The sequence below is a fragment of the Streptomyces sp. NPDC005803 genome, from assembly GCF_040630435.1.
Taxonomy (GTDB): Bacteria; Actinomycetota; Actinomycetes; order Streptomycetales; family Streptomycetaceae; genus Streptomyces.
In genome coordinates this window covers 1-1,757 of record NZ_JBEXXO010000077.1, presented here as the reverse complement: position 1 = coordinate 1,757, position 1,757 = coordinate 1, and the positions used below count along the sequence as shown (strand labels likewise).

The following is a 1,757-nucleotide window of genomic DNA, read 5'->3' as shown; positions in this document are numbered from 1 at the left end:
ACGCGGCGCTGTTTGAGTTCGGGGAGGGTGGCTCCGGGGACGCCGCGCTTGACCGCGATCAGGGCGTCCATGAGGCGCAGGCCCTCGAAGGCGTCGCGGGCGTAGCGGACTTCGCCTTCGTAGATCTCGTGGAGGTCCTGTTCCACGTAGGCGCGGGTGAGGGCGGCGCCGCCGAGGATGACGGGGTAGTGGGCGGCCAGTTTGCGCTGGTTGAGCTCCTGGAGGTTCTCCTTCATGATCACGGTGGACTTGACCAGGAGGCCGGACATGCCGATGACGTCGGCCTTGTGTTCCTCGGCGGCGTCCAGGATCGCGGAGACGGGCTGCTTGATGCCGATGTTGACGACGTTGAACCCGTTGTTGGACAGGATGATGTCGACGAGGTTCTTGCCGATGTCGTGGACGTCGCCGCGCACGGTCGCCAGGACGATGGTGCCCTTGCCCTCCGCGTCGGACTTCTCCATGTGCGGCTCCAGATACGCCACCGCGCTCTTCATGACCTCGGCGGACTGGAGCACGAACGGCAGCTGCATCTGCCCCGACCCGAACAGCTCGCCGACGACCTTCATGCCCTCCAGGAGGGTGTTGTTGACGATGTCGAGTGCCGGCGTGTCCTTCAGCGCCTGGGCGAGGTCGGCCTCCAGGCCGTTCTTCTCACCGTCGATGATGCGTCGCTGCAGGCGCTCCTCCAGGGGCAGGGCGAGGAGTTCCTCGGCCTTGCCGGCCTTCATCGACTTCATGTTGACGCCCTCGAAGAGCTCCATGAGCCTTTGCAGCGGGTCGTAACCCTCGGCGCGGCGGTCGTAGATCAGGTCGAGGGCGACCTTGACCTGCTCCTCCTCCAGCCGGGCGATCGGCAGGATCTTCGAGGCGTGCACGATCGCCGAGTCCAGCCCCGCCTTGACACACTCGTCCAGGAAGACCGAGTTCAGCACGACCCGGGCGGCCGGGTTCAGGCCGAAGGAGATGTTCGACAGACCCAGCGTCGTCTGCACGTCGGGGTGGCGCTTCTTCAGCTCCCGGATCGCACCGATCGTGGCGATGCCGTCCTTGCGGGACTCCTCCTGACCCGTGCAGATCGTGAAGGTCAGGGTGTCGATGAGGATGTCCGACTCCTGGATGCCCCAGTTCCCCGTCAGGTCCGCGATCAGCCGCTCGGCGATCGCGACCTTGTGCTCGACCGTGCGGGCCTGCCCCTCCTCATCGATCGTCAACGCGATCAGCGCCGCACCGTGCTCGGCCGCCAACCGGGTGACCTTCACGAACCGCGACTCGGGCCCGTCACCGTCCTCGTAGTTGACGGAGTTCAACACCGCGCGTCCGCCGAGCTTCTCCAGCCCGGCCCGCAGCACGGGCAGTTCGGTGGAGTCCAGGACGATCGGAAGGGTCGAAGCCGTCGCGAAACGGCCCGCCAACTCCTCCATGTCCGCCACACCGTCACGGCCCACGTAGTCGACACACAGATCGAGCATGTGCGCGCCCTCACGGATCTGGTCCCGGGCCATCTCCACACAGTCGTCCCAGCGCGCCTCCAGCATCGCCTCGCGGAACTTCTTCGACCCGTTCGCGTTCGTCCGCTCACCGATCGCCAGATACGAGGTGTCCTGCCGGAACGGAACCGTCTGGTACAACGACGCCGCACCCGGCTCCGGCCGCGGATCACGGGCGGCGGGGACGGCGCCCCGCACCCGCTCCACCACCTGACGCAGGTGCTCCGGAGTCGTACCGCAGCAGCCACCCACCAGGGACAACCCGTA

1 protein-coding gene is annotated in these 1,757 nt (G+C 66.8%); it reads right to left on the bottom strand.

Annotated features, from left to right (window positions below; translation table 11 throughout):
* Positions 1 to 1,757, bottom strand: a 1,757-nt coding sequence (locus tag ABZ454_RS38800) for a dihydropteroate synthase (protein ID WP_359544130.1), incomplete at both ends; no start/stop codon positions are given.